Annotated in this window: 22 protein-coding genes; 9 read left to right on the top strand and 13 right to left on the bottom strand. The window is 64.3% G+C overall.

Going from position 1 to position 23,540, the window contains the following annotated elements; translation table 11 throughout:
- Positions 1-4 precede the first annotated feature (4 nt).
- Positions 5-343 carry a 2Fe-2S iron-sulfur cluster-binding protein gene (locus E2484_RS01995; protein WP_137283548.1) on the bottom strand — a complete coding sequence of 113 codons (339 nt, stop codon included), beginning with the start codon at positions 341-343 and terminating at the stop codon, positions 5-7.
- A gap of 121 nt (positions 344-464) precedes the next feature.
- On the opposite strand from E2484_RS01995, the gene E2484_RS01990 reads away from it, so the two are divergent.
- Positions 465-1,835 (top strand): geranylgeranyl reductase family protein, encoded by a 1,371-nt coding sequence (locus tag E2484_RS01990; protein ID WP_137283547.1) that lies wholly within the window; start codon positions 465-467, stop codon positions 1,833-1,835.
- Positions 1,836-1,859: 24 nt separating this feature from the next.
- On the opposite strand, the gene E2484_RS01985 is transcribed toward E2484_RS01990, so the two are convergent.
- The gene (locus tag E2484_RS01985; protein ID WP_137283546.1) at positions 1,860-2,645 is read right to left on the bottom strand and encodes an HAD-IIA family hydrolase; all 786 of its coding nucleotides are present in this window, start codon (positions 2,643-2,645) and stop codon (positions 1,860-1,862) included.
- A gap of 315 nt (positions 2,646-2,960) precedes the next feature.
- On the opposite strand from E2484_RS01985, the gene phnD reads away from it, so the two are divergent.
- The 4 genes from phnD to phnE (E2484_RS01965) all read left to right on the top strand — a co-directional run bounded on the left by phnD (position 2,961) and on the right by phnE (E2484_RS01965) (position 6,708).
- Positions 2,961-4,091 (top strand): phosphate/phosphite/phosphonate ABC transporter substrate-binding protein, encoded by a 1,131-nt coding sequence (gene phnD / locus E2484_RS01980; RefSeq protein ID WP_137283545.1) that lies wholly within the window; start codon positions 2,961-2,963, stop codon positions 4,089-4,091.
- Between the two features lie 178 nt (positions 4,092-4,269).
- Complete coding sequence (phnC, locus tag E2484_RS01975; RefSeq protein ID WP_137283544.1) at positions 4,270-5,085, top strand: phosphonate ABC transporter ATP-binding protein; 816 nt, start codon at positions 4,270-4,272, stop codon at positions 5,083-5,085.
- Positions 5,086-5,089: 4 nt separating this feature from the next.
- Positions 5,090-5,908, top strand: a complete 819-nt coding sequence (gene phnE / locus E2484_RS01970; protein ID WP_137283543.1) for a phosphonate ABC transporter, permease protein PhnE — start codon at positions 5,090-5,092, stop codon at positions 5,906-5,908.
- Positions 5,908-6,708 (top strand): phosphonate ABC transporter, permease protein PhnE, encoded by an 801-nt coding sequence (phnE, locus tag E2484_RS01965; protein WP_137283542.1) that lies wholly within the window; start codon positions 5,908-5,910, stop codon positions 6,706-6,708. The genes phnE (E2484_RS01970) and phnE (E2484_RS01965) overlap by 1 nt, the downstream gene beginning before the upstream one ends.
- Positions 6,709-6,736: 28 nt before the next feature.
- On the opposite strand, the gene E2484_RS24650 is transcribed toward phnE (E2484_RS01965), so the two are convergent.
- From E2484_RS24650 to E2484_RS01950, 4 genes are all read right to left on the bottom strand, one after another.
- The gene (locus E2484_RS24650) at positions 6,737-6,883 is read right to left on the bottom strand and encodes a hypothetical protein (protein ID WP_170977205.1); all 147 of its coding nucleotides are present in this window, start codon (positions 6,881-6,883) and stop codon (positions 6,737-6,739) included.
- A gap of 562 nt (positions 6,884-7,445) precedes the next feature.
- On the bottom strand, positions 7,446-8,192 hold the full coding sequence (locus tag E2484_RS01960) for a proteasome assembly chaperone family protein (RefSeq protein ID WP_137283541.1): 747 nt from the start codon (positions 8,190-8,192) through the stop codon (positions 7,446-7,448).
- Between the two features lie 49 nt (positions 8,193-8,241).
- Positions 8,242-8,514: a hypothetical protein gene (locus E2484_RS01955; protein ID WP_321111549.1), complete on the bottom strand. Its 273-nt coding sequence runs from the start codon at positions 8,512-8,514 to the stop codon at positions 8,242-8,244.
- A 44-nt stretch (positions 8,515-8,558) separates the two neighbouring features.
- Positions 8,559-9,623 carry a methyltransferase gene (locus E2484_RS01950; protein WP_137283540.1) on the bottom strand — a complete coding sequence of 355 codons (1,065 nt, stop codon included), beginning with the start codon at positions 9,621-9,623 and terminating at the stop codon, positions 8,559-8,561.
- 116 nt (positions 9,624-9,739) lie between these two features.
- On the opposite strand from E2484_RS01950, the gene E2484_RS01945 reads away from it, so the two are divergent.
- Positions 9,740-10,648, top strand: coding sequence for an RsmB/NOP family class I SAM-dependent RNA methyltransferase (locus E2484_RS01945; protein WP_137283539.1), 909 nt, complete (start codon positions 9,740-9,742; stop codon positions 10,646-10,648).
- Positions 10,645-11,184, top strand: coding sequence for a DUF7122 family protein (locus E2484_RS01940; protein ID WP_137283538.1), 540 nt, complete (start codon positions 10,645-10,647; stop codon positions 11,182-11,184). The genes E2484_RS01945 and E2484_RS01940 overlap by 4 nt, the downstream gene beginning before the upstream one ends.
- A gap of 66 nt (positions 11,185-11,250) precedes the next feature.
- Here E2484_RS01940 and E2484_RS01935 read toward each other — a convergent pair whose 3' ends face one another.
- Positions 11,251-12,819 (bottom strand): DUF790 family protein, encoded by a 1,569-nt coding sequence (locus E2484_RS01935; protein ID WP_137283537.1) that lies wholly within the window; start codon positions 12,817-12,819, stop codon positions 11,251-11,253.
- Between the two features lie 77 nt (positions 12,820-12,896).
- Between E2484_RS01935 and E2484_RS01930 the strand changes: the two genes are divergently transcribed.
- Positions 12,897-13,310, top strand: coding sequence for a hypothetical protein (locus E2484_RS01930; protein ID WP_137283536.1), 414 nt, complete (start codon positions 12,897-12,899; stop codon positions 13,308-13,310).
- 16 nt (positions 13,311-13,326) lie between these two features.
- Here E2484_RS01930 and E2484_RS01925 read toward each other — a convergent pair whose 3' ends face one another.
- The gene (locus E2484_RS01925; protein WP_137283535.1) at positions 13,327-14,682 is read right to left on the bottom strand and encodes a DEAD/DEAH box helicase; all 1,356 of its coding nucleotides are present in this window, start codon (positions 14,680-14,682) and stop codon (positions 13,327-13,329) included.
- Positions 14,683-15,030: 348 nt separating this feature from the next.
- On the bottom strand, positions 15,031-18,360 hold the full coding sequence (locus E2484_RS01920; RefSeq protein WP_137283534.1) for an MEDS domain-containing protein: 3,330 nt from the start codon (positions 18,358-18,360) through the stop codon (positions 15,031-15,033).
- Between the two features lie 300 nt (positions 18,361-18,660).
- Between E2484_RS01920 and msrA the strand changes: the two genes are divergently transcribed.
- On the top strand, positions 18,661-19,209 hold the full coding sequence (gene msrA / locus E2484_RS01915) for a peptide-methionine (S)-S-oxide reductase MsrA (RefSeq protein WP_137283533.1): 549 nt from the start codon (positions 18,661-18,663) through the stop codon (positions 19,207-19,209).
- A 101-nt stretch (positions 19,210-19,310) separates the two neighbouring features.
- Here the strand turns inward: msrA and E2484_RS01910 are convergent, their stop codons facing one another.
- From E2484_RS01910 to E2484_RS01895, 4 genes are all read right to left on the bottom strand, one after another.
- A complete protein-coding gene (locus E2484_RS01910; protein WP_137283532.1) occupies positions 19,311-21,071 on the bottom strand; it encodes a DUF7405 family protein in 1,761 nt (586 codons plus the stop codon).
- A gap of 675 nt (positions 21,072-21,746) precedes the next feature.
- Entirely contained in the window at positions 21,747-22,265 is a 519-nt protein-coding gene (locus E2484_RS01905; protein WP_137283531.1) for a chemotaxis protein CheD, read from the bottom strand.
- Positions 22,265-23,029, bottom strand: coding sequence for a chemotaxis protein CheC (locus tag E2484_RS01900; RefSeq protein ID WP_137283530.1), 765 nt, complete (start codon positions 23,027-23,029; stop codon positions 22,265-22,267). Before E2484_RS01900 ends, E2484_RS01905 begins: the two co-directional genes overlap by 1 nt.
- The gene (locus E2484_RS01895; RefSeq protein WP_137283529.1) at positions 23,026-23,535 is read right to left on the bottom strand and encodes a chemotaxis protein CheW; all 510 of its coding nucleotides are present in this window, start codon (positions 23,533-23,535) and stop codon (positions 23,026-23,028) included. Before E2484_RS01895 ends, E2484_RS01900 begins: the two co-directional genes overlap by 4 nt.
- Positions 23,536-23,540 lie beyond the last annotated feature (5 nt).

Below are 23,540 nucleotides of genomic sequence, written 5' to 3'. Positions count from 1 at the left end.
GTTGTCAGTCGTCGGCGGCCGGGGCTTCGCCCTCGCCCTCCATCGCCGTGGCGTCGTCCTCGATGCTCGGCGGGTACTTCCCGCGGTCCAACTCGAGGTCGCTCTGGGGACGGGCCATACAGGTCAGCGCGTAGCTTTCGGCCTCCTCGTCGGTGAGGCCGCGGGCCGCGGGTTGGGTCACGTCACCCTCTACGATTTCGGCCGAGCAGGCCAGACACATCCCGACGCGACAGGAGTACTCCTGGGCGATGCCCTCCTCGATACACTTGCTCAGGATGGTCTCTTTGTCCGAGACTTCGATGCTCTCGCCCGTGCCGACGAACTCGACGGTGTACTCGGTCATGCCTCGTGCTACGAAACTACCTCACTAAACTCTTTATTCGCGGTTCCGCGTCGTCTCTGGAGAAACAGGATGCCGATTAGCGTATAAAGAGTTTTGCCCCCTCCGTCTCGTAGCCGAATGCATGGCTACGCACGAGTGCGACATCGTCGTCGTCGGGGCGGGTACGGCTGGCTGTTACGCCGCCGCGACCGCTGCACGTGAAGGATACGATGTCGTCGTAGTGGAGCGCAAGACCGAGGAGGAAGCGGGCCACATCGCCTGCGGCGACGCCCTGAAGGGCGCGGACGCCTTCCCCGAGGCCATCCCCAAGTCCCAACTGGAGCCGTCGTTCACCAACACCGGCGTCGACCACGGCCGGTTCGAGATACCGCAGGAGAACACGGTGCTGGAAATCCCCGTGCCGGGCGAGTTGGCGGTCATCGACCGGTGGGAGTACGGCCGACGCATCATCGAGGGTGCGGAGCGCGCGGGCACGGAGTTCCACTACGACACGGTGGTCAAGGACGTGACCCAGCGCGAGGACGGCCGCGTGACCGGCGTCCGGGGCAAGCGCAAGGGCGACATCCAGCGGTACGACGCCGACGTGGTGGTTGACGCCGCGGGGTCGCTGTCGATTCTCCAGGACAAGGCCGACCTCGAAGCCCCCACCTTCGACACCAACGTCACCTACTCGCAGTTCTGCTCGGCCTACCGGGAGATCGTGGAGGTAGACGAACCGGTGCCGTGGGACGACGCGCTCGTGTTCAAGCCGACCAAGCGCGCGGCGGGCTACCTCTGGTACTTCCCGCGGACGGAGACCGAAATCAACGCCGGACTCGGCTTCCAGATGAACGAAGAACCGATGCAACTCGTGGAGGACCTCAAACGGGACCTCCGAACCCGACCGGAGTTCGAGAACGCGACGGTCGAGGACAAGTTGGGCGCGGCCCTCCCCACGCGGCGACCCTACGACTCGGCGATTGCGCCGGGGTTCATGGCGGTCGGCGACGCGGCCGGACACGTCAACCCGACCACGGGCGGCGGCATCGCTGGCGCGGCGTACGCGGGCAAGTACGCGGCCGAAGCCGCCATCGACGCCATCGAAGACGGCGACGTGGGCGAGGCGAACCTCTGGGAGTACAACCAGCAGGTGATGGACCACTTCGGAGCGCGCTACGCCGGCCTCGACGTGTACAACATCTTCTCGACCGCCGTAGACGTGGACGACCTGATGGGCTTGCTGGGCGCACTCCCCGCCAACAAATTGGCCGAGGCGCTCTACTCCGGAAGCGCGAACGTCGGCTGGTGGCTCAAGATTCAGACCGCCATCAAGTCGTTCGGCCACTGGGACCTCATCTACGACCTCTACGAGACCAAGAACCTCGCCGACGACCTCATCGACCACTACGGCAAGTACCCGAGTCGGCCGCAGGGCCTGGAGGCGTGGCAGCAGAAGCGCGACTCCATCATGGACGACATCTACGCGACGACCGGGGCGGAGCCCAAGTACTGAGACGCCGCGTCGCTCGATTTCTCCTCAGATTTGCGGCAGAATCTCCCCGATAGCACCGAGCGAGTCGATGACGTAATCGGGTCGGGTGGACGCTCCGTCGAGGTCGGTGCGGTCAGTGACGCCAGTGAGGACGAGAACCGTGGTCATTCCGGCGCGGTTCCCCATCTCGACGTCGGTTTCGAGTCGGTCGCCGACCAGCAGGCACTCCGCCGGGTCGAGGTCCAGTTTATCCATCGCAGTGTTCAACATCGTCTCGGAGGGTTTGCCCATCACGCGGTCGAGTTCCCGGCCCGTCACGCCCTCGATTGCACCGACCATGCCCGCGGCGTCGGGGATCTCCCCGTCGGCGACGGGGCAGGTCCGGTCAGGATTCGTGGCGACGAACACCGTCTCGTCGTCCATGGCGTCGAGCGCGTCCGAGAGGGCGGCGTAGTCGAACTCGCGGTCCATCGACGCGACGATAGCGGTCGTCTCGTCGGGGTTGTCGGTCACCGCGAGGCCAACGTCGCGCAGTTGGTCGCGGAGGGGTTCTTCGCCGACGACGTAACAGACGCGCTCGGGGTGGTTACGCGCGAGAAAGTCGGCCGTCACCGTCGCGGACGTGACGACGTCCGCAGGTTCACAGGGTACGCCGAGTCGGCCGAGCGTTTCTGCGTACCGCTCTCGGCGTTCGATGGCCTTGTTCGACACGAACAGCACCGAGACGCCCCGCTCGCGGAGGGTCGCAATCCCGTCGTCGGCTCCCGGGAGGAGAGCGTCCCCGCGGTACACGGTTCCGTCCAAGTCGAGGATGGCTCCACGAACTGTCATGGCGATGTGTCGGTCGATGCGGTTGTGCAGGGGAATCCCACGCCCTGCACGACCCGCATGCCCGAACGATAGTACGAACAGTCGACCCGAACGGTGTTAAAAATACGGATGTCTTAGGTACGGCCCGATCCGCGGATACTCCCCGTGTTTCCGAGTACTTGATTCCCGCGTTGCCGGAGGTACAACTCGAACGACTCGAAGGAGGAATCTAGTGACGTAGGGAGTATCGACGGGTACTTGCCAGAAAAGAGGAAAAGTTGCCTCCTCCGAAACCATAATATCAATAATTATAATTATTGTGGGCGGGGGTTGCGGATGACAGAGAAATCATCACGGAGGAAATTCCTCCTCGGCACGACGGCGACAGCCGCGACGGCGATTGTCGGACTCTCGGGAGCGGGAACTGGACAGGAGACGACCACGACGGAGGGTGAACAGACGACCACGGCAGAAGGCGGAGAGACGACCACGACGGGTCAGCAGTTCGACTTCCCGGTGACCACCGACGTGTTGCTCGAAGCGGGGTTCGAGACCGGGAACCTCTCGGACCTCCAGCAGATGGAGGAACGCGAGGAACCGCGATACGGCAATTCGGTACGGGAGGTCCCGAGCGACGAGAGCGAGTTCATCGACCCGAACACGCTCGCGTTCTCGCTGGCTCCGACCGAGGACCCGTCGGTGTACCGGGACACGATGCAACCGTTGCTCGACAACATTGCCGAGGAGACCGGAAAGGACGTGCGGTTCTTCCCGCTGAACTCCTACGCGGCGCAGGTCGAGGCGATGCGGTCCGAGCGACTCCACATCGGGGGCTTCTCGACCGGGACGGTTCCGTTCGCAGTCAACCTCGCGGGCGCGATCCCGTTCTCGATACAGGTGTCCGAGGAAGGGGACTTCGGCTATCGGCTCTGGGCGATCACGCAGGCGGACAACGACGAGATAAACAGCGTCGAGGACTTCGCCGGCAAGAACATCGCTCACACCGAACCCACGTCGAACTCCGGAAACCTCGCACCGCGGGCGATCTTCAAGGACCGGTTCGGCATCACTCCGGGCGAGGACTACGAGGTCTCGTTCTCGGGCGGCCACCAGCAGAGCGCGCTCGGCGTGGCCAACGGCGACTACGCTGGGGCCCCGGTGTGTAGCACGTGCTACGCGAGGGTGGCCGACGCCGGACAACTCGACCCGTCACAGATCAAGTGCGTGTTCGCCAGTCGCCCGTTCCCGACGACCGGGTTCTGTCTCCGGTACAACCTCAGACCCGAACTCCAAGAGGGTATCAAGCGGGCGTTCCTCGACTACGACTACTCCGACACCTCGATAGCCGAGCAGTTCGAGGGCCGGGGCCGGTGGATAGAGATCGATTACGCGACCGTCTGGGACGTCATTCTGACGATTCAGGAGGAGAACAACGTCGAGTACGAGGAGGGTGAAATCGGCGAGTGAACCGGCCCGACGCGCTCCGGCTTTCGGACGCGTCAGGACGCCCCGACCGATTCCGACCGGGACGACCGACTGATTCGAAACGAAGTCGGGGCGCGGAGCAACGTGTGGAAATTATATACGGCATAAAATCGTTATATTCTGGGTAGCAGGTACGGTACGCCTTCCGGGGAGGGGTCGAATGCTTCGAGTAAACGAACTGCACAAAACGTATCCGACTGGTGACGAGGCACTGAAGGGCGTCTCGATGGAGGTTTCGGGCAACGAAATCGTGGCCATCGTCGGCCCGAGCGGTGCCGGAAAGAGTACGCTGATTCGCTGCATCAACCGACTGACCGAGCCGACCAGCGGCGAGATCTGGCTGGACGACACCGAAATCACGTCGCTCGGCAAGAACGAGTTGCGACGCGCCCGGCGGGACATGGGGATGATATTCCAGGAGTTCAACCTGGTCGAGCGACTCACCGTCATGGAGAACGTCTTGTCGGGGCGGTTGGGCTACGCGAGCAACTGGCAGGCGCTCCGGCGCAAGTTCACGGGCGACGACGTACAGCGGGCCTACGAGGTGCTGGACCGAGTGGGGCTCGGCGGACTGGAGAACAATCGCGCCGACGAGTTGTCCGGGGGCCAACGCCAGCGGGTCGGCATCGCGCGGGCGGTCATCCAGCGACCCAAGATACTGCTCGTGGACGAACCGACCAGCAGTCTCGACCCCGAGACCTCCCGGTCGGTGATGGACCTCCTGACGGACATCGCCACCGACGACGACATCCCGGTGCTCATCAACATCCACGAGATCGAACTCGCCATCGAGTACGCCGACCGACTCGTGGGGCTGTCGGACGGCGAAATCGTCTTCCAGGGACCGCCCGAGGAACTCGACGAAGGGGCGCGGGACGTGATATACCGGGGCGCGATGCAGGACGAGTCCGTGACCGCGGGGGCAGGAGTCGGCGACGCCGAGACCAGTTCCGTCGCCACGGAACGTAAGGAGTGACACTATGGCACTAGAGGAAGAACGCCAGTCCGGATACGGCACGTGGGAACGGCCGACCGTCTTCTACAACAAGTACGTCAAGTGGGGACTGTACGCGCTCGTCGTCCTGTTCGTGGTCTGGAGCATGTGGGACATCCGCATCTCACTGGAGCGGTTCGTCGTGGGCATCGACGCGGCGGTCGAACTGGTCCAGAACATGTTCCCGCCCGAACTCACCCCGCGAAAGCGGGAACTCCTGATAGAGGGGCTGTTCGAGAGCATCAACATGTCCATCGTCGCGACCGTCCTCGGTATCATCGTCAGCATCCCGGTCGGGTTCATGGCCGCCGAGAATCTCGCGCCCCGGTCGCTCTACTACGTCAACCGGGGCATTATCTCGGTGACGCGGGCGTTCCACGAACTCATCGTCGCCATCATCGCGGTCAAGGCCGTCGGATTCGGGCCGCTCGCCGGCGTCATCGCGCTGTCGTTCAAGACCATCGGCTTCTTCGGCAAACTGCTCGCCGAGGACCTGGAGGACATAGACGAGGGGCAAATCGAAGCCATCCGCGCCGTCGGTGGCAGTCGGTTTCAGGTGCTGGCCTACGGGGTACTGCCGCAGGTACTGCCGCGAATCGTCGGCCTCAGCATCTACCGGTGGGACATCAACATCCGCCACAGCACGGTCGTCGGTATCGTCGGTGCCGGCGGAATCGGCGTGACGCTGCTCAACTCGTTCCAGAAGTACGACTACGACTACAGCCTCACCATCATCTTGGCCATCGTTGCCATCGTCCTCGTCGGTGAGGCCGTGAGCGCGATCGTCCGGAGGAGGGTCCAGTGATGGCGGTCGATACCGAGGACCGCGAGTGGCACCGGTTCTCGCCCACGAAGCGGTTGCTTCGCCTGCTCTCCATCCCGCTGGTCGTCGGCATCTTCGTCTTCTCGTGGCGGTCGCTCCGGTTCAACTACGAGTACGCCATGACTGCGCCCCGAGAGACGTACGACCTGATCGCCCGGATGTATCCGCCGGACCTCGCGTACACCGGGGAGATTCTCGGTCCGCTCGTGGAGACGATCCACATCTCGATTCTCGGGACCGCGTTCGCGGTCGCCCTCTCGATTCCCGTGGCGTTCATCGCCGCCGAGAACACGACGCCGAACAAACTCACCTACGGTCTCGGCAAGTTCATCGTGTCGTTCACGCGGTCGGTGAACGTCATCATCTGGGCGCTCATCTTCGTCGTCCTCTTCGGTTCCGGCGCGCTCGCCGGCGTGATGGCGGTCGCAGTCAGGTCCATCGGGTTCACGGCCAAACTCATCGCGGAGGGCATCGAGGAGATCGACCGCGGGCAAGTCGAGGCAGTTCGTGCCACCGGTGCGAACCCGGCGCAGGTACTCATCTACGCTATCGTTCCACAGATCAAGCCCGCGTTCGTGAGCGTGTCCACCTACCGCTGGGACATCAACGTGCGCGCTTCGACGATTATCGGGTTCGTCGGCGCGGGCGGTATCGGAGTGGCGCTCACGACGAGCATCAACACCTTCGCGTGGGACAAGGTGCTGACCATCCTGCTCGCCATCCTCGGCGTCGTCATCTTCAGCGAAGGCTTCTCGGCGTACGTCCGGCGAAAAGTCCGGTAGCCGGGACCCGCTCGACCGCCGGTTTTCGCTACTCCGTCTGCTCGCGCAGTTCCTCGATGTGATTCTCCAACCGACTCATCGCGGCGTCGGCGTCCATGTATCCTCGGTCGTACTCTTTGTAAACCGTGTCCGCCTCGCTCAAGAACTCCGAAACTGCGTCTTCGAGGTCTGTCATACTGCTACCAACGAGGTTCGCCGAGAAAGGTCTGATGAATCACGTCGGTCGCGCCGTCCGACGTTCGAGGCATATCAAGCCACATTAGACAGCCAAGAATAAACACTAAGGAATCATTTTTGTTTCTTCAGCACGCAGATAGAAGTGTCCGAGCTTACGGTCACGGTTGCGGTAGCGGGTGTAGTTGCGGTACGGTGCGGTCGCAGTAGCGGTTGCGGTGCTGTTGCGTAGCGGTCGCAGTAGCGGTTGCGGTGCTGTTGCGGTGTTGTTGCGGTCGCGGTGCTGTTGCGGTGTTGTTGCGGTCGCGGTGCTGTTGCGGTGTTGTTGCGGTCGCGGTGCTGTTGCGGTGTTGTTGCGGTCGCGGTGCTGTTGCGGTCGAGTACCAGCGGTTCTACCGCGAGCGAACGAGCGTAGCGAGTGAGCGAGCGGACCGAGGAATCCCTCGACGGAGGAGCGAAGCGGCTTCTCCGCTTCGCCTCCGACGGAGGGGGTGACGCCGGGTTTTCATGAAAGTTTTGCCAGGGAGAGCGCGCCTACGGCGCGCTCGACCGCAGCAAAAGTTTCATTGGAACATCCGAATCGACTGGGCTTGGGAACTCTCGTCGGGGTCGGCCTCCTGCATGCGTTGGGCGAGTTGCTCTTTCTGCTCGCTGATCTCCTCGGCGCGCTCTACGAGGTCGTCGGTCGCCACGTCGATGTCGGTGAGGGGTTTGATACCGCGTTCGACGAGGATGCGCGCGGCCTCCGGGTCGGGGAACTGCGGGTCGCTCTCCACGATGAGGCCGAACGCGTCGACGTCCCGCGCGCCCGCCTCGTACAGGAGCGCGCCCGTGGGGCCGCTGACCGCGCCGCGCTCGGCAGGCCGGTCGATGTCCTGCTCGTCGAGTCGGCCGCCCGCGTCGCCGGTTGCGACGCCGTAGAGCGACGGAATCCGGTCGGCTTCCTTCTGCTTGGGAAGGCCGCTCATGTAGATGGCCGTCCCGTCGTGGTCGGTGATCCACTCCGTGATGCACGCGGCGAAGTCCGACGCCGCGGACGCCGACACCGGAACGTCGCTCTGGAGCGCCACGAGGTCCCGACTCTCGTCGGCGTAGAGTCGAACCGGCGGCCGGAGGTCCCGACTTCCGTCCTCGTAGACCGAAATTCGGGGCAGGCCCTCGCAGTCGATGCTGGCGTAGTACGTCATGTCGAGCGTTTCGACCATGTGATCGACCGCTATCTTGCCGACCAGTCCGATTCCGGGGAGTCCCTCGACCAGCGTCGGTCGGTCCAGTGCTACGTCCTCGTCGTGAATCGTGACGCTTTCCATGTCGGAGACTTGCGCCAGCGTCCGCATAAAGGTCCGGGCCGTAGTGGCCCTACGTCTCGGACTCGGGTTCGGCGGTGTACGCCATTTCGAGTCGGAGGACCGCCGAGCAGGAGACGTTCTCCAGGTCGAAGTCGATGCCCTCGACCTGCTCGTTCAGATAGCCGTTACACCGGCCTTCCTCGATGATGTTGTCGATGGTCGCCGGAGACCCGCACTCCGGGCAGTCGAAGTAGTAGCCGTCGGAGGACTCGTGGATGGCGTCGGGTTCGAGTTCCATTCGTGCGGCGCTTTCCCAGTTGATGTCGTTTGGTTCGTTTGCCATACCACGTTCGACGGGACCGCCACAGGTAATTGCGACGGCCGGAATCACTTCCGCGTGGCGGGCTTGGTCGCCTGCACCAGCGAGCTCCCCGGTCCGGCCCGCCGAATCGAGGTGCGGTTCACGCCCGAGAATCCGGCCGCCCGGAGCCACTCGGCGACCGACTCGTAGGGGTAGACCCTCGCATCGAGGGTGACCAAATACGTCAGGTCCACGAACCGGAGGCCTACCGACCCGACCGGCGAGAACGCCGTCCCCTCCAGTTGGTCGAGGACCGCGATGCGCCCGCCGGGTGCGAGTACGTCGGCCACCCGACGGAAGAGGCGGACGTTCTCCTCGGGGTCGTTGGAGTGGACGACGTTGAACAGGAGCGCGAGGTCGTATCCCTCCCCGAGGTCGTCGGTCCAGTAGTCGCCGCCCCGAACTCCCACCCGGTCGCCGAGACCCGCGTCCGCGATCTCTGCGCGCGCCACGTCGAGCGCCTCGGGATAATCGAACACGGTCGCGGACAGATCGAGATGGCGGCGGCAGAGTTCGACGGCGTAGAGACCGTGACCGCCGCCGACGTCGAGCAGTCGGGTCGCACCGTCGGGCACGTCTACCTTCTTCGCCACCTCCGAAACCAGGACGCTCGCGGCGGCCCGGAACCCCTGCTGGGCGAGATTCCATCGCGACGGCTCCTCGTCGAACCACTCGTAGATGGTTTGGGGTGGCTCGCCTTCGCGGACGACCGTTTCGAGGTGGTCGTTCCAGAAGGGAAAGACGAGCTCGTCCCAGAACACCAGCCACGGAGCGATGTTCGTCTTCGAGTCGGGAGTCAGCCACGTCCGTGTCATCGCGGTGGTGCGGTAGCGACCGCCGTCTTCGGCGACGTACCCCTGTGCGTCGAGGTAGCCGAGGAACGGAGCCAGTCCCCGCTCGTGGGCGTCGAGTTCGTCGGCGAGTTCGTGCAGAGTCAGTTCCTCGTCGCCGAGCGTCTCGAAGAGGTCTAACTTCGACGCGAGCGTGACGGCCTCGAACCCCGCCGCGCCGAACAGGTCGAGCATCGGAGTCGGAGCGCGGTCGAGGCCGAACAGCAGGAGTCGTTCGATGAAGTTGGGATTGATTGGCACAGGACCGAACCGGACGACGCACCGAGCCAAAAAGCTACGTTCCGGAACCTCGACCTCGGCACTCGGTCGCCCGCCTTCCGAAACCCACAAACGCGACTCGCCCGAACTCACCGCCAATGGAGACACTGGAGCGCTACGAACCGCTGGTCGAGGAGTTCGACGCCTTCCTCGACGCCTGCCAGCGCCCGCTCCCTTCGGTCGTCCGAGTGAACACCATCGAGGCGACCCCGGAGCGAGCGAAGGCGGCGCTGGACGAGGAGGGCGTCGGGTGGACCGGCCGCGAGTGGTCCGACACGGTGCTGGAGTTGGACACCGACAACCCCGGCAGTACGTGGGCCTCGTACCACGGCTGGATTCACGGGCAGGAAGAGGTTTCGGCGATTCCCGCGGCGGTCCTCGCGCCCGAGTCCGGCGAGCGCGTCTGGGACGCCTGCGCCGCGCCGGGGAGCAAGACCACCCAACTCGCGGCGCTGATGGACGACGAGGGGCTGGTCGTCGCCAACGACAACAACCTCGGCCGACTCTCGGCGCTGCGGTTCAACACCGAGCGACTGGGCGTGACGAACACCGCCGTGACGAACACGGACTCGCGGAACTTCTCGCTCAAACCCTTCGACTTCGACGCCTTCGACAGGGCCCTCGTAGACGTGCCCTGCTCGTGCGAGGGGACGATTCGGAAGAACCCGACCACGCTGGACGAGTGGACGATGGACCACGTTCGGAGCGTGGCGGGCGTTCAGAAGGGCATCCTCCGGCGCGCGGTGCAGGCCACGAGGGAAGGCGGTACCGTGGTCTACTCGACTTGCACCTTCGCGCCCGAGGAGAACGAGGCCGTGCTGGACTACGCCCTCGAAGAGGAGGACTGCCGACTCGTGGAGTTCGACCTGCCGCTGGACTCCCGGCCCGGCGTCACCGAGTGGGACGGCGAGACCTACGACGAGAGTGTCCGGAAGGCCCGGCGATTCTACCCGCACCACAACGACACCGGCGGGTTCTTCTGCGCGAAACTGGAGGTGGAAGGATGACGGATGCGGGCGAGGAGCAAACGGGCGAGGAGCGACCGACCAACGACGGCCAGCAGTTCGATAGGCTTCCAGAGACGGCCGAGGACCGCGAGGTCGAGGGTCGCGCGACCCGCGAAGAGGTCGTCGAGTGGTGGGACGACCGATTCGACGTCCCGCCCGAGACCTTCGAGGGCTACTCGTTCTGGGAGAAAGGCAAGGGCAAGGTCTGGATTCTCCACGGCGAACTCTCCTCGCCGCTCCGCATCGAGGCGCTCGGCATGAAGTTCCTGCGCACCCGCCAAGAGCACTGGAAGCCGACCACGAACGCGGTCCAGCGGTTCGGTCGGGAGGCCACGAAGAACGTCCTCGAACTCACCCGCGAGCAGGCCCGGCGGTTCGTCCGCGGCGAGGACCAGGAACTGGACTGGGAGGGAGACTGGGGGTATCTGGTCGTGGCCCACGACCTCGCCGGGGAGTCCGAACCCCTCGGCGTCGGCCTGTTCGTCCACGGCGAGTTACAGAGCGTGGTTCCGAAGGGTCGCCAGCGGGACCTCTGAACTACGAAATACCCTGCATTTTGTACCCGGCCTGCGAAGCCCGGTCTACGCGGTCCAGTACTACTGTTAGGACTTCTCGACCACCGTCCCGCCGCTCAGTCCCTCCCACTCGACCGCGAAGCCGAGTTCGGAGAGGACCGCGCTCGCGTCTTCGACTCCCACCTCGTCCAGCACCGCCTCGGCCTCGGAGAACGCCATCCCCGACTCGATTTCTTCGGCGAGGTCAGAGAGGACGGCGGGCCGCACGAGCGTCCGACCCACGCGCTCGTGGTCCGGGAACGACTTGTCCGCTATCGCGTCCTCGCTTACGCCCTGTTCTCGGGCGAGGGCTTCGAGCGATATCACGTCGGTCTCGGGGACGAGTTCGTCGGGGAGGTCCGCGACGCTCTCGGCGACCAACTCGTCCTCGTAGCGCCGCAGGGCGTCTCGCACGTCCTTGAGCCGAATGGTTCCGGAGTAGGGAATCGCGCGGTGGTCCCTGGCCGCAATCTCTTCGCCGACGCCCAGACTCTCGTCCACCGCGACCAGCAGTTCCACGTCCTCGACGGTTTCGAGTTGCGAGAGCTTCTTCTCGACGTACTCGGGCGTCCAGAAGCCCATGATCTCGAAGAAGACCCGGAAGTCGGCGTGGACACCGTCGGACGAGTCCGACGAGCCCCCACTCGCTACGCTCGCGGGGAGATAGTCGAACGCGAAGTCCGGAATCATCACCCGCGCGCCGGTTTCGAGTGGTTCGGGTTCGCGGGTCAACTCCCAGTCCAGGTCGAGCGACTCGAACCGGGCGGCGAAGTCGGCCTCCACGCTGCTGTCGAACATCACGTCCGCGACCGGTTCGGTGCCCGGCACGCGAACCGGGTCGTCGTCGGACAGCGAGAGCGTGCGCTCGGTGCCGTAGTCGTCGATGGCCGCCGAGACCGTCCACTCGTCGGCCTTGGCGACGGTCCGGAGCAGGCGGGCGAACCGGGTGCCGTATCGCCGGGTCGAGCGAAAGAGGGCGTCCGGGCCGGTGACGACGACTTCGCGGTCCGACACCCGATTTTCCCCCTCGGTCTTTCGAATCTCGTACATCAGGCGCAGGCGCTTGACCGCCGAGACGAGTGCTTTGGGGTCGGACGTGCGGACCCGCAACTCGGTCGCGTCGAAGAGGGCGGTCTGGCCGAGCGAGAGGTTGTACTGGGCGACCAGTTGGTCGGGGTCCCACCGCGAGTCGAACTCGGCGAGGACCTGTCGCTCGTCCAGGTCGGCGTAGAGCGAGGTGGCGACCGAATCGGGCGTCGTGCCGAAGTGCTGGCCCGCCTGCCGGAGGGCCTCGGTTCGCTCGGCCTCCGAGACGACACCGACCGATTCGGCCGCCTCGAAGGCGACCCGGCGTGCGCGCTCGGGGGAGACCGCGGCCCGGGTCTCGAAGACGGCCTCTCGGTCCAGCAGTTTGGCGAACCCCCGGACGAGTTTGAAGTCGTCGGCCTCGGTTTCGAGGTCCTCGAGCGCCGCGTCGAGTTTCTCGCGCGGTTCGCCGACGTGACCCTGATACGTGCCGAGGACCCGCGCGGCCAGCGGCCGGTGTTCGCGGCCCGCGAACCGGGGACGGTAGCCCCCGCCCGCTCTGGAGACGCGCAACAGGGCCTTGGTGAGCATACCGGTACGTCGGGGTGGCGCGTACAAAAATCGTCGGAAGACAGAAGACTCATTCCGCTGGACTGGGACACTCGGCTATGCACAGACGCGACGCACTCCGGAACTGTCTGGCTGTCGGGGCGACCGCGAGCCTCGGGACGCTGGCTGGTTGTTCCGGGGGAAGCGGGGACTCGGGGTCGGAACAGTCGGGAGCGCTCTCCAAGGAGAGTTTCGACTTTCGAGAGGGCGAGTCGGGCAACCTCGTCGTCTCGGTGACGGTGAAAAACTCGGGCGACGCGGAGGGGACAGGCAACGTCTACGTGTCCGTGACCGCCAGCGAGCGGACCAGCGAGACCGGGACCGACGACGATGACGACGACACGGTGTCGGCCCGCAAGTCGCGGGACGTGACCGTGCCCGCGGGAGAGTCGAAGACCGTCACGCTGGCGTTCGATATCGGCTACGACCAGTTCGCGCGGAAGGGCAACATCGACGTGGACTTCCGGACCTGACGGAGCGACGGTCTCGCTACCGCCTGCGCTCGGCCACGCGCTCTTCGGCGGTCTCGGCGCTGACGACCTCGTAGAGCAGGGCGGGCCGCCCGTCGGATTTCGGGCGGAGGATGCGGCCGAGTCGCTGCGTGAACTCGCGTTCGCTCCCGCTCCCCGAGAGGACGACCGCGACGTTGGCGTCGGGCACGTCCACGCCCTCGTCCAGCACGTTCGAGGTCACGATGCGGGAGTAGTCGCCGTCGCGGAACTTGCTCAGAATCTCGCGCCGCTCGGCCGCGCCGGTCTGGTGGGTCACTGCCGGGAGGAGGAATCGCTCCGAGAGGCGATACACGAGGTCGTTGTGCGCGGTGAAGACGATGACCCGGTCGTCGCGGTGGTCCGCGAGGATGGATTCGAGGGCCTCGACCTTCGCGTCGCTGTTCATCATCACCTCGCGGGCCCGTTGCTTGGCCAGCAGTGCCTCGCGGGCCTCGGGGTCGGATCCGGAGCGTTTGACGAGTTCCTGGTAGTCGCTCCCGCTCTGCATCCGGATGTTCGACCGGACGAGGTAGTCGGTGAACACCTCGTTGGCTTCCTCGTAGCGCTCGCGTTCGTCGTCGGTCAGTTCGACTTCGAGGCGCTTGATGTCGTAGGGCGCGAGGTGGTCGCCCGCGAGTTCGTCGGGGTCGATGGCGTAGACACGGTCGCCAACGAGGTCCGCGACCACCTCGTGCGCGCCGTCCGGGCGCTCGAACGTCGCGGTCAGGCCCATGCGGGCGGGCGCGGCGAGGAGTCGGGCGATGTCCCGGTAGCCCTCGCCGCCGAGGTGGTGGACCTCGTCGAAGATGGCGAGACCGAACCGGTCGCCCAACCCGTCGGCCCGGAGGTAGGCCGAGTCGTAGGTCGAGACGGTGAGAGCTTCGACGTTCTGCTCCCCGCCGCCCAACTGGCCGACCGGAACGCCGAACTCCGATTCCAACTCGCGCCGCCACTGCTCCAGCAGGTCGATGGTCGGGACGACCACGATGGTCGCGGTCCGGAGGTCCTCGATGGCCTTCAGGCCGATGACGGTCTTGCCGCTCCCGGTCGGGAGTTCGAGGACGCCCCGGCGACCCGCCTCCTCCCACGCCGAGAGCGCGTCTCGCTGGTACGCCCGGAGTTCGTAGGACGAGGCGAGGTCGGGCAACTCGGGCGCATCGAGGACCGAATCGGCGCAGGAGACGTCCCGGTCGTCCAGATACTCGCGCAGGGCGGCGTACCGGAACGCGGGCGCTCGCCGGGTCTTCGACCGGACGTCGGTCTCGGTGTGCGGGAGGTCGAGGGTCGGTTCGGCGTCGAGGTCCGTTTCGACTCGGATGGTCCCCTCCTCGAAGGTGAGCGTCACGTCGGCCACGGGTTGGTGAGTTCTCGGTCCTCCGTCGCCTTAAGGGGTGTGTCGCTCGTATTGTGGAAATATTTATATTTCTAAGACACGGTTATTTATGCCTATTTAGTACACATATGATTCCATAACATAGAGAAATAGATGTATCGGAAAACGTCGGCGCGCGCTGGCGCGGCGCTCTTACGCCGCGCCAACCGAGCGAGCGGTGAAACCGCGAGCAAACGAGTGTGACGTCGTCCGGTGAGCGACGCGAACGCAGACTCGACGGACGCGTCCGTCATTCACGCTCTACGGTTATCCCGAGCCGCTGGAAAATCCCGACCGAGAGAACGGTACCACCGCGAGGTGACACTACGTTCAAGTAACGTTCCGGAACTCGAACCGCGCTCCACCGGCCGCGCTCTCGGTTACCGCACAGTCCCACTCGTACACTTCGGCGAGCTCCTGGACGAACGCCAGCCCGAGCCCGGTCCCGCCGTTCTCCGCGGCCGTCGTGTACCCTTCGTCGAAGACCGCGTCGCGCTCGTCGGCCGGGATGCCCACCCCATCGTCGGCCACGTAGAATCCGTCAGGGAGGTCTCCGACCGTGACCGTGACGTCACGTCCGCCGTGCTCGACCGCGTTTTCGAGGAGGTTCCGGAACAGGTGCCGGACGTAGGTCTCGTCGGCGTGTATCGTGTGATCGACCGTCACCTCGAGCGTCGCGTCGGGAGCGTCCAGTTCGTCCCACGCCCCGCGGGCGGCCCCCACGAGTTCGACCGGGGTGCACGTGTCGACCGCCTCGCGGCCCCGGGTCAACACCAACATGACGTCGACCATGTTCTCGATTCGGTCGAACGCCTCCGTGACGTACTCGACCGCCTCTACGTCCGTCTCGGCCGGGAGTTGTTGGCTGTATATCTGGCCGATAGTGACGGGATTCCGGAGTTCGTGGGCAAGTAGGCTGGCGAAGCTCTCCAGTCGGTTGTTCTTCCCCTGGAGTTGGTCCTCGCGGTGGTTGCGTTCGAGTTCGTAACTCACGCACTGGCCCATCAGGTCAAGGAACGTCTGCTCGGCCTCGGTGAACTCCACGTCCCGAGGTGAGAGGTCCGTGAAGCAGATGGTGCCGTAGGGCTCGTCGCCGACGGTCAGTTGCACCCCGGCGTAACATTCGAGGCCGAACTCGTGGTAGAGGGCGTCTCCGTCCCATCCGGCCGCCTCGGCGTCGGCGACGCTGATCGGGTCACCGGTATCGACGACCTGGCGGCAGTAGTTGTCCGTCATCGGCGGAGTGCGCGTCCCCTCGCCGAGATCGGGGTGGGTGCCGTGCATCTGCTCGATCTCGAACTCCTCGCCGTGGTTTCGGGTTAGCATCCCCACGGGAAGGTCGAGGCGCTCGCACCCTAGCTCCAACAACTCCGCGATTTTCTCGTCGGTCCCGAGTTCGGTGTCGGCGGTGACCTCGTACAGTTCCCGCTTGTCTTCGTTGTGTTCGCGGCGCTCGATCTCGTAGCTCACCCATTGACCCATCAACTCGATGAACGTGCGCTCGGTGTCCGAGAACGGGCGGTCGCGTTGCTCCGTACTCCCGAACCAGAGCGTGCCGTACGGCGTGGCCCCGCTCGTGACCTTGGTACCGAGGTAGCTCGTCAGGCCGAACTCTCGATGAATGGTGTCTTCGACCCAGTCGGTACCGGTGACGTCCGGCATACTGACCGGCTCCTCCTGCTCGATGGTCTGTCGGCAGAAACGGCCGTAGCCCGGGTCCGTCCAGAGTTCCTCGTCGCCGTCGACGCCGAGGCCGAGCCCCTGCTCCAGACGGAACGGTCCGTCCCACGACGGGAGGTGGTTCAGCCCTGCCATTTCGAGATCGAACCGTTCGCGTCCCAACTCGAGCAGTTGCTCGAGTTTCGTCTCGAACGATAGGTCGGGATTGGACGTAATCTGATAGCTCTCCCGAAGGAAGCGTTCGCGTTGCTGGCGCTCCAGTTCGTACTTCACCCACTGACCCAGCAGCCGTTGGAAGGTTCGCTCGTCGTCCGAGAACGCTTTGTCGCGCGGGTTCTCGGAGACGAAGAAGAACGTCCGGTTGAGGTCGCCCTCGACTTCGATGTACGTGCCGAGATACGCTTTGATGCCGAACTCGTCGTGGACGTAGCTGTCGTCGTACCCGGCCTCGACGGGGTCGTTCACGCTCCCCACTCCGCCGGCGTCGGTGGCCGCTGTACAGTACGTCTCCGACAGCGGGAGCGCGAGGTCGGGCTCGAAGTGCTCGTGGTCGTCGCTCACGTATTCGACTTCGAACAGGTCGTCGTCGGGGTCGACTGTGGCCATCGCACCGAGTTCGAGGCCGAACTGCTCGCACCCCAACTCGAACAGCGACTGCAACTTTTCCTCGAAGGACAGCGCGGGGTCGGACGTTATCTCGTAGCCCCCGCGCAAGAACTGCTCGCGCTTGCGGTGCTGGAGTTCGTACCCCACCCACTGGGCCATCAGCCGGTGGAACGTGCGTTCTTCATCGGTGATCGGGTCGTCACGCGACTCCTCGGCGACGAAGAAGAACGTCCGGTCGTGGCCGCCGTCGACGGGGATGCGGGTGCCGAGATACGCCTGCACGCCGAACTCGGTGAAACAGGCCGCGTTCTCGAACCCGCTGTCGATGGGGTCGGTGATCTCGACCGGTTCGGCGACGGCGCCGCCCCCGTCAGAGGCGACGGTGACTCGGCAGTAGGTCTCCGAGAGGTCGACCTGCGCCCCGGGAACGAGGTGGCCGTGGTCGGCGCTGACCGCTTCGACCTCCCATCGGTCGCTGTCTGGGTCGACCTTGGCCAACCCCCCGAGGTCGAGGTCGAACCACTCACAGCCGAGTTCGAAGACGGCCTGAAGCTTTTCGTCGAACCCGCGGTCGGTGGCAGACGTGGTCTCGTGGAGGTCCTCCAGGAACCGTTCGCGCCGCTGGAGTTCGGTCTTCGCCACGGTTCGGTCGCGGAGCGTCCGGAGCATCCGCTCGTTCTCGCGGGTGGGTTCGTCGGGGCCGAAGAACTCCTCGGGCGGCGTGTAGTAGAAGTTGTGGCAGGCCACACCGTCGTAGATGAGGTGGGGATGCGTCTGGACGATGTTCCGGACGATCTCCGGCGGGAATCCGTTTCGGTCGTACTGACAGAGCGCGAGGCAATCTTCGCCGGCGAAGAGGTCGTTCACCTTCGACTCGTACTCCATGAACTGCTCGACCGTCGTGGCGTCGTCTCGGAGCCACGTCGTTTCGGCGACGATCCGTAGGGCCTCGTACTCTGCAGTGGCCTCTGTGACGGTGTCGTCGTAGAAGTCGATCATCTCGTCGGGGTCGAACGACCCGTTCCGGAGGTACGTGTCCTGGACGGTGTGGAACGAGAGCTGTCCGGTGTCGAGCGCGGCGTCGATGTCGACGCCCCCGTCGTGTAGCGCCGTCTTCACCTCTGCTTCACTGCTCTCGTCGACGACGTACATGACGCGCTCGTCCCCTTCGAGCCCGTGGCGGACGAACGGGACGGCGGAGGTGAACTTCTCCTCGCTCGTCTCGTAGATGTGTGCGAAGTGATTGTTGCAGTCGTGCCCGTCGAGCGACTCGACAGGCCCGTTAAACTCCGGACTCGACTGGAGCGCCTCGAGACCGGTCTCGAGCGTTACTGGCTCGCCTCCCGCGGTGATCGGAGATGCACGCTCACTCATGTAGCCCCTCCTCTGTACCGTGAGACCGCGACACTCGACCACAACTTCGCTCGTTCATTAGTGTACGGAGACAGCGACTCGACGGGGAAAAAGATATTGTACGCATTATGAGGGAGATAAGTTCGCAAGTATATTTGAGACGAGAAATACGTCTCGTTCGGTCTACGCGTTGTATCTCGCACAGGCGACTCGATTCTATCAGAGGTCGACGGTTTCAGCGAAGCCAGAACGAGGTGTGATCGGTCGACCGCGTTTGACCGTACGTCACATACATAGGCCGCGATTGCTAATCAATTAGTGATGACTGAATCAGCCAAGGCAACGTTTGGCGGCGGGTGCTTCTGGTGTACCGAAGCGGCGTTCAAGGAACTCGACGGCGTGCACGAGGTCACGTCCGGGTACGCGGGCGGCCACGTCGAGGACCCCACCTACGAGGAAGTCTGCTCGGGCGACACCGGCCACGCCGAGGTGGTACAGGTCGAGTACGACACCGACGTGCTGAGCTACGAGGACGTGCTGAAGGTGTTCTTCACGGTCCACGACCCGACCCAACTCAACCGGCAAGGCCCCGACGTGGGCACCCAGTACCGGTCGGCCATCTTCTACCACGACGACCGACAGAAGGAGGTCGCCCAGCAGTTCCTCCGCGAGTTGGACGCCGAGGGTGCCTACGACGGCGACGACATCGTCACCGAGGTCGAACCGCTGGAGACGTTCTACGAGGCCGAGGAGTACCACCAGGACTACTACGAGAAGAATCCGAACGACCAGTACTGCTCGATTCAGGCCGAACCGAAGGTCCAGAAGGTGCGCGAGAAGTTCGGTGATAAGGTAAAATCGAGTCAGTAAACCCCCCAACGTGGGTAAAATGTTATGTTAAAGCAGGAGCAGCGGCAGGCCGATGGTGTTGTCAGCCATCAGAGGACTCAGTGAGTCCACAGATTGGTCGCTTACTCCCCGAGATCGACAACCATCTCAGCAGTGCTCTGCACGGGATACCCCTCATTCGTTTTCCCAAAGAGTCGACTCTCCGTGCTCTGGTTGTCGAAGCCCGCATCGGCCGCCTCGAACTCAAGGAGGAGATCGGCGGTCTCGATCATGTCCTCATTCACGGGGCCCGCATCAACTGGCGTCGCACCCCCGCCCTGATCGACGACGGCAGGCGGCCCGAACCGGACCGTCTCCAGATCCAGCTCGGTCTTCGGGTCGAACGCCTCGGTCCGGCGGATCACCACCGGAATTCGTCCCTCGCTAAGTGACGTAAGACGCGTGATGTCCATGTCGATGTCGAGGCGGAGCGCCCGCGCAGGCGGCAATGCGCGCAGTTCAAGTGGCGGTACGAGATAGTTCCCGCGGCGCTGGGCAGTGATGAACGCAAGGAACCCGTCGTCTTCGATAGGGAGCTCAACGTCCTCGTGAGTGATCCGTGTTCCCTCAAGCTCGCCTGGTTCAGATGGCAGCTCGGTCTCCGAGTCGAACCTGACGCCGTTCATTGCCCGGCGTGTGTACACCATATACCCATTAAAGCGCATGAGGGCGACGAAGTGAAGGCCGGGCTGTTGCTGGTCGGTCGTGTCGAAGTCACGGCGCAGGATCGTGGTATCGAGCGAGCGCGTCGGGTCACGTTCGGCGTCCGTTTGCCGGAGATCCACGTCGAACCGGGCACGGGCGAGTTTCTGGGCGTGGCCGACCAACCCCTGTTCCTCGGCGTCCTCCTGGGTATGCCGGGCGATGGCGTCGTCGGCCCGGTGGTCGCGCATTGGCATTTCGTCGGTGCCGCTAGTCGAACCAAGCTCCTCACCGACCTCGCCGACGTCCGACTCGGTGTGATGCGGGCTGAACATCCGGTGGATGCGCTCTTCTTTCGTCTGGTCGTACCATCCGTCAAGGTCGAGGTCCAGTTTCGAGACGTGTTCGATGGTGCCCTGGGCGAACACGCCGGGCTGTTCGAAGTCTCCGCTGAGCGTCTGGTCGTGTACCAAGGAGACTGCTGTTTCGTCCGGCAGGTTGTCGTCGAGTCCGGATTCGAAACCCATCGACAGCGGTGCATCCCCGTGGATCGCGTCGCCGAGGTCTTCGTCAACAGTATCGTGTATCTCTTGTTTTGGAAGGCTCGCCCCCACAAATCCAGTCCGGCGACCTGGGAAGGTCGTCGGCTTTTCGAAGATGCCCTCGAACGTATGTTCGATGTGGACGCCGTTAAGATGGTCCCGGTCCTGGCCGGGAAAGCCCCACAGCGCTTCTTCGGCGGCCAATAGATGGACGGCGTTGTTACTGCTGAGATGCATTATGATCTCGTAGGGTTCGGGTGTCGGGTCTTCATCCCCCACTTTGATGGCGTCGATGACCTCATCAGCGGGCCGGAGGTCAATTCCAGGTGGAAGCGGTTCGTCGAACCGGTCGAAGTATCCCGGCGCGTAACCGATGGTGAACAGCAGGCCCCGATTGCTCCACTCGAAGGCGGCTTCGAGGTGGCCAAGTGCGCCGGCAACGGCCTGCCGGTCGTCCGATGTCGGCTGTCCCGGTTTGCGATAATCGAGACAGAGGAGCAGGTGATGGCGAGGCGGTGCGAGGCCGTGTTCGTCGTCCTCGAGGATGAAGTCGTCCCATGCGTGCTGGCGGTTATTTCGTTCAACAATCGTAATGGGGCCGGACTCGTCATGGTCTCCGGATACGGCTGCGGCGTCGTCCGACAGTCCATACAGATTCATGGCGGTGGTCAGTGCACCGGCTCCACCGATTGTGAGTGCCGATTTGAGGAATTCCCGGCGGTCAAGCCCACGGGAGTCGTCCGAATTTCGATTCCGATTTGTGTGCCTACATGGCATAGACAGGGCATACCTGAGGAAGTGGCTTTGTTATTTGCCAAGAACAATTTTGCAACTGGATGTTTTTCACACGCGCTGAAATACGCCAAAATAGTAATGGTGGTTACGGGACTGGAGAATGAGCGCCCCATATCACGTACGCATCACAATAATAGCGCACAATACCAGATGCAATAGTTTAATTCTGTTCTCGAAAGTTCGATTCTGTTCAATGCAGGGCGATTCTATCCAAGAACGGTCGCTCAAGTACGCCCCTGGCCGTAATACCGCTTCACCAGTCCCGACGCGCTAAGGCTCCCGTCCGAGCGACTGGCCGAGAGCACTAATCCATATTGTATCAACAGGATGAATGCACCGAATGTGATACTCAGACGCTTGTCTAGGCTGTTCTCAAGACGGGCATCCGAGAGACCCCTAAACGACTACGTCCGTTCCCGTACAGGGGTGGAACCGATAAATATTCGCTGCAGGCGCCCATGAACAATCCCGACCAAGGTGTAGACATCGTCCTACAGGTTACCAATGGCGTAGGCGATATGATAACCTCTATTGGGACAGTCACTTCCGGAGCAGAATCGGCTCGGGGTCGTAGGCCGTCACGACCGCGATTCGCCCGGTTTCGGTGTCGAACTCCACGGTCCGGCCGCGACTGCCGCCCACGTCGGTTCCTTCGACGGACACGTCGAGTTCCGCGAACTCCTCGCGGGCCGTGGCGACGTTGTCGTCGCTGACCTCGCGGGGCAGTTCTTGCAGGTCGAGCAGGTCGCTCCCGCCGACGACGTACCCCTCCAGCGCGCTGTAACTCGCACCGGCCGACACAGCCTCGCGGAGCATCGTCTCCACCGCGGCGTCCACGTACTTGCCGTCGCTGGTTCCGTCGCCCTCCGACTGGCGGGGGAGCATCGCGTGGGCCAGTCCGCCGACCGCGTTCTCGGGGTCGTAGACCGCCAGTCCGACGCACGCGCCGAGACCGTAGGCCACGAGGGTCGAACCGTCGTTCACCACTTCGTACTCCGAGACGCCGACGAGTCGTCGCTCGCGGTCGGGTTCGTCCGGGTCGCTCTCGTAGGTGTCCATCAGTCGATTACTCCGAGTCCGACTTCCGATATCTTGGTGACGAACTCCTCTTTGCCGGGGAACATGTAGATGGCGGCGTTCACGTCGTGTTGGGGGATTCGGAGCCGCGACCGGATGAACAGCCCCACGCCGTACTGCTTGAGGATGCGGGCGACGAGCGTTCGCTCGGGGTCCTGCACGGCGACGGGCGACCCCGTGTCGATGGTCGTGTCGAACAGTCCGGCCCACTCGTCCACGAACCCGTTGGCCATCATGTTGCAGAGTTCGGTCAGCGCGTCCCGGCCCATCTCGGTCGAGACCGACGAGAGGTCTTCGACCGCACGCTGGAGCATGAGCGCGGCGGCCTTGTTCGCGCTGTCCATCGGGAAGACGACCAGCACGTTTCCGACGAGGGGTTTGCTCAGCAGGACGCGCGCTCCGGCGCGTTCGCTCGCCCGGAACTGGGTGGCGACGGTCTCTTGGTCGGCGTAGCCGATTTTGACCTGCTCGGTCGTCACGTCGAGGTCGTCGTCCAGCACGTCGTTGAGGCGGGCCTCGACGCCGGTAACTCCCTCGTCGCCCAGCCAGTTCAGGACCGCCAGCGTCTCGAGAGGTATCGCGGGTTCGGTGCTGTCGTCTGCCGTCGCCACCGATTGGGCACTCGCGGACTCCGCCGCGCTCTGGACCTCCTCGGCCTGCTCGTCCTGCCCGTGGCTGTCTGCTCGCCGCGCGCGCTCGTCGCCGTCGCCTCGGGCGCGCCCGGTCGCATCGTTTCCGGGCGTCATGCTTGGGCCCTCGCTTTGGCGACGAGTACGTCGAGGTCGAACACCCCGATGGGTTCGCCGGGTCGGTCGGCGTCGTCCACCACGGCCCGGAACCAACGTCGCCTGACGGGCGGTTCCCAGTCGCTGTCCTCCGGCGCGTCGATGTTCTCGACGTGGTGGGCGTCGATACCGGCAACGTCGTCCACCAGCAGGCCGGTCGGCCGACCCTCGCCGCGGTCGAGAAGCAGGAGGGCCGTCTCCGCGTCGGGCGCGCGGGCGGGGAGTTCCAGTAGCGCCCGGCCGTCCACGACGACGGGAATCTCGCTCCCGAGGTTCGTCACGCCCGCGACGGCGGGACCGGTCTGGGGCACCGGCGTCACCGTCGGGTCGTCGAGTATCTGCTCGACGCGGCCGAGTTCGAGTCCGTAGTCGTCGTCGCCGAGGTGGAAGCGAACGAACTCGACCCACTCGTGGCGGTCGTCGGTCGTCTCCGGCGTCGTCGGTGCGCTCGAAAGCTCGCCACTCATCCGAG

It is taken from the genome of Halorussus salinisoli, assembly GCA_005239435.1.
Classification (GTDB): domain Archaea; phylum Halobacteriota; class Halobacteria; order Halobacteriales; family Haladaptataceae; genus Halorussus; species Halorussus salinisoli.
The sequence above is the reverse complement of the archived record's forward strand: the minus strand, read 5'-3'. Positions and strand labels throughout refer to the sequence as shown.

Coding starts and splice junctions, on each gene's coding strand:
- E2484_RS01995 (WP_137283548.1), bottom strand. CDS start 343: ATGACCGAGTACACCGTCGAGTTCGTCGGCACGGGCGAGAGCATCGAA.
- E2484_RS01990 (WP_137283547.1), top strand. CDS start 465: ATGGCTACGCACGAGTGCGACATCGTCGTCGTCGGGGCGGGTACGGCT.
- E2484_RS01985 (WP_137283546.1), bottom strand. CDS start 2,645: ATGACAGTTCGTGGAGCCATCCTCGACTTGGACGGAACCGTGTACCGC.
- phnD (WP_137283545.1), top strand. CDS start 2,961: ATGACAGAGAAATCATCACGGAGGAAATTCCTCCTCGGCACGACGGCG.
- phnC (WP_137283544.1), top strand. CDS start 4,270: ATGCTTCGAGTAAACGAACTGCACAAAACGTATCCGACTGGTGACGAG.
- phnE (WP_137283543.1), top strand. CDS start 5,090: ATGGCACTAGAGGAAGAACGCCAGTCCGGATACGGCACGTGGGAACGG.
- phnE (WP_137283542.1), top strand. CDS start 5,908: ATGGCGGTCGATACCGAGGACCGCGAGTGGCACCGGTTCTCGCCCACG.
- E2484_RS24650 (WP_170977205.1), bottom strand. CDS start 6,883: ATGACAGACCTCGAAGACGCAGTTTCGGAGTTCTTGAGCGAGGCGGAC.
- E2484_RS01960 (WP_137283541.1), bottom strand. CDS start 8,192: ATGGAAAGCGTCACGATTCACGACGAGGACGTAGCACTGGACCGACCG.
- E2484_RS01955 (WP_321111549.1), bottom strand. CDS start 8,514: ATGGCAAACGAACCAAACGACATCAACTGGGAAAGCGCCGCACGAATG.
- E2484_RS01945 (WP_137283539.1), top strand. CDS start 9,740: ATGGAGACACTGGAGCGCTACGAACCGCTGGTCGAGGAGTTCGACGCC.
- E2484_RS01940 (WP_137283538.1), top strand. CDS start 10,645: ATGACGGATGCGGGCGAGGAGCAAACGGGCGAGGAGCGACCGACCAAC.
- E2484_RS01935 (WP_137283537.1), bottom strand. CDS start 12,819: ATGCTCACCAAGGCCCTGTTGCGCGTCTCCAGAGCGGGCGGGGGCTAC.
- E2484_RS01930 (WP_137283536.1), top strand. CDS start 12,897: ATGCACAGACGCGACGCACTCCGGAACTGTCTGGCTGTCGGGGCGACC.
- E2484_RS01920 (WP_137283534.1), bottom strand. CDS start 18,360: ATGAGTGAGCGTGCATCTCCGATCACCGCGGGAGGCGAGCCAGTAACG.
- msrA (WP_137283533.1), top strand. CDS start 18,661: ATGACTGAATCAGCCAAGGCAACGTTTGGCGGCGGGTGCTTCTGGTGT.
- E2484_RS01910 (WP_137283532.1), bottom strand. CDS start 21,071: ATGAATCTGTATGGACTGTCGGACGACGCCGCAGCCGTATCCGGAGAC.
- E2484_RS01905 (WP_137283531.1), bottom strand. CDS start 22,265: ATGGACACCTACGAGAGCGACCCGGACGAACCCGACCGCGAGCGACGA.
- E2484_RS01900 (WP_137283530.1), bottom strand. CDS start 23,029: ATGACGCCCGGAAACGATGCGACCGGGCGCGCCCGAGGCGACGGCGAC.
- E2484_RS01895 (WP_137283529.1), bottom strand. CDS start 23,535: ATGAGTGGCGAGCTTTCGAGCGCACCGACGACGCCGGAGACGACCGAC.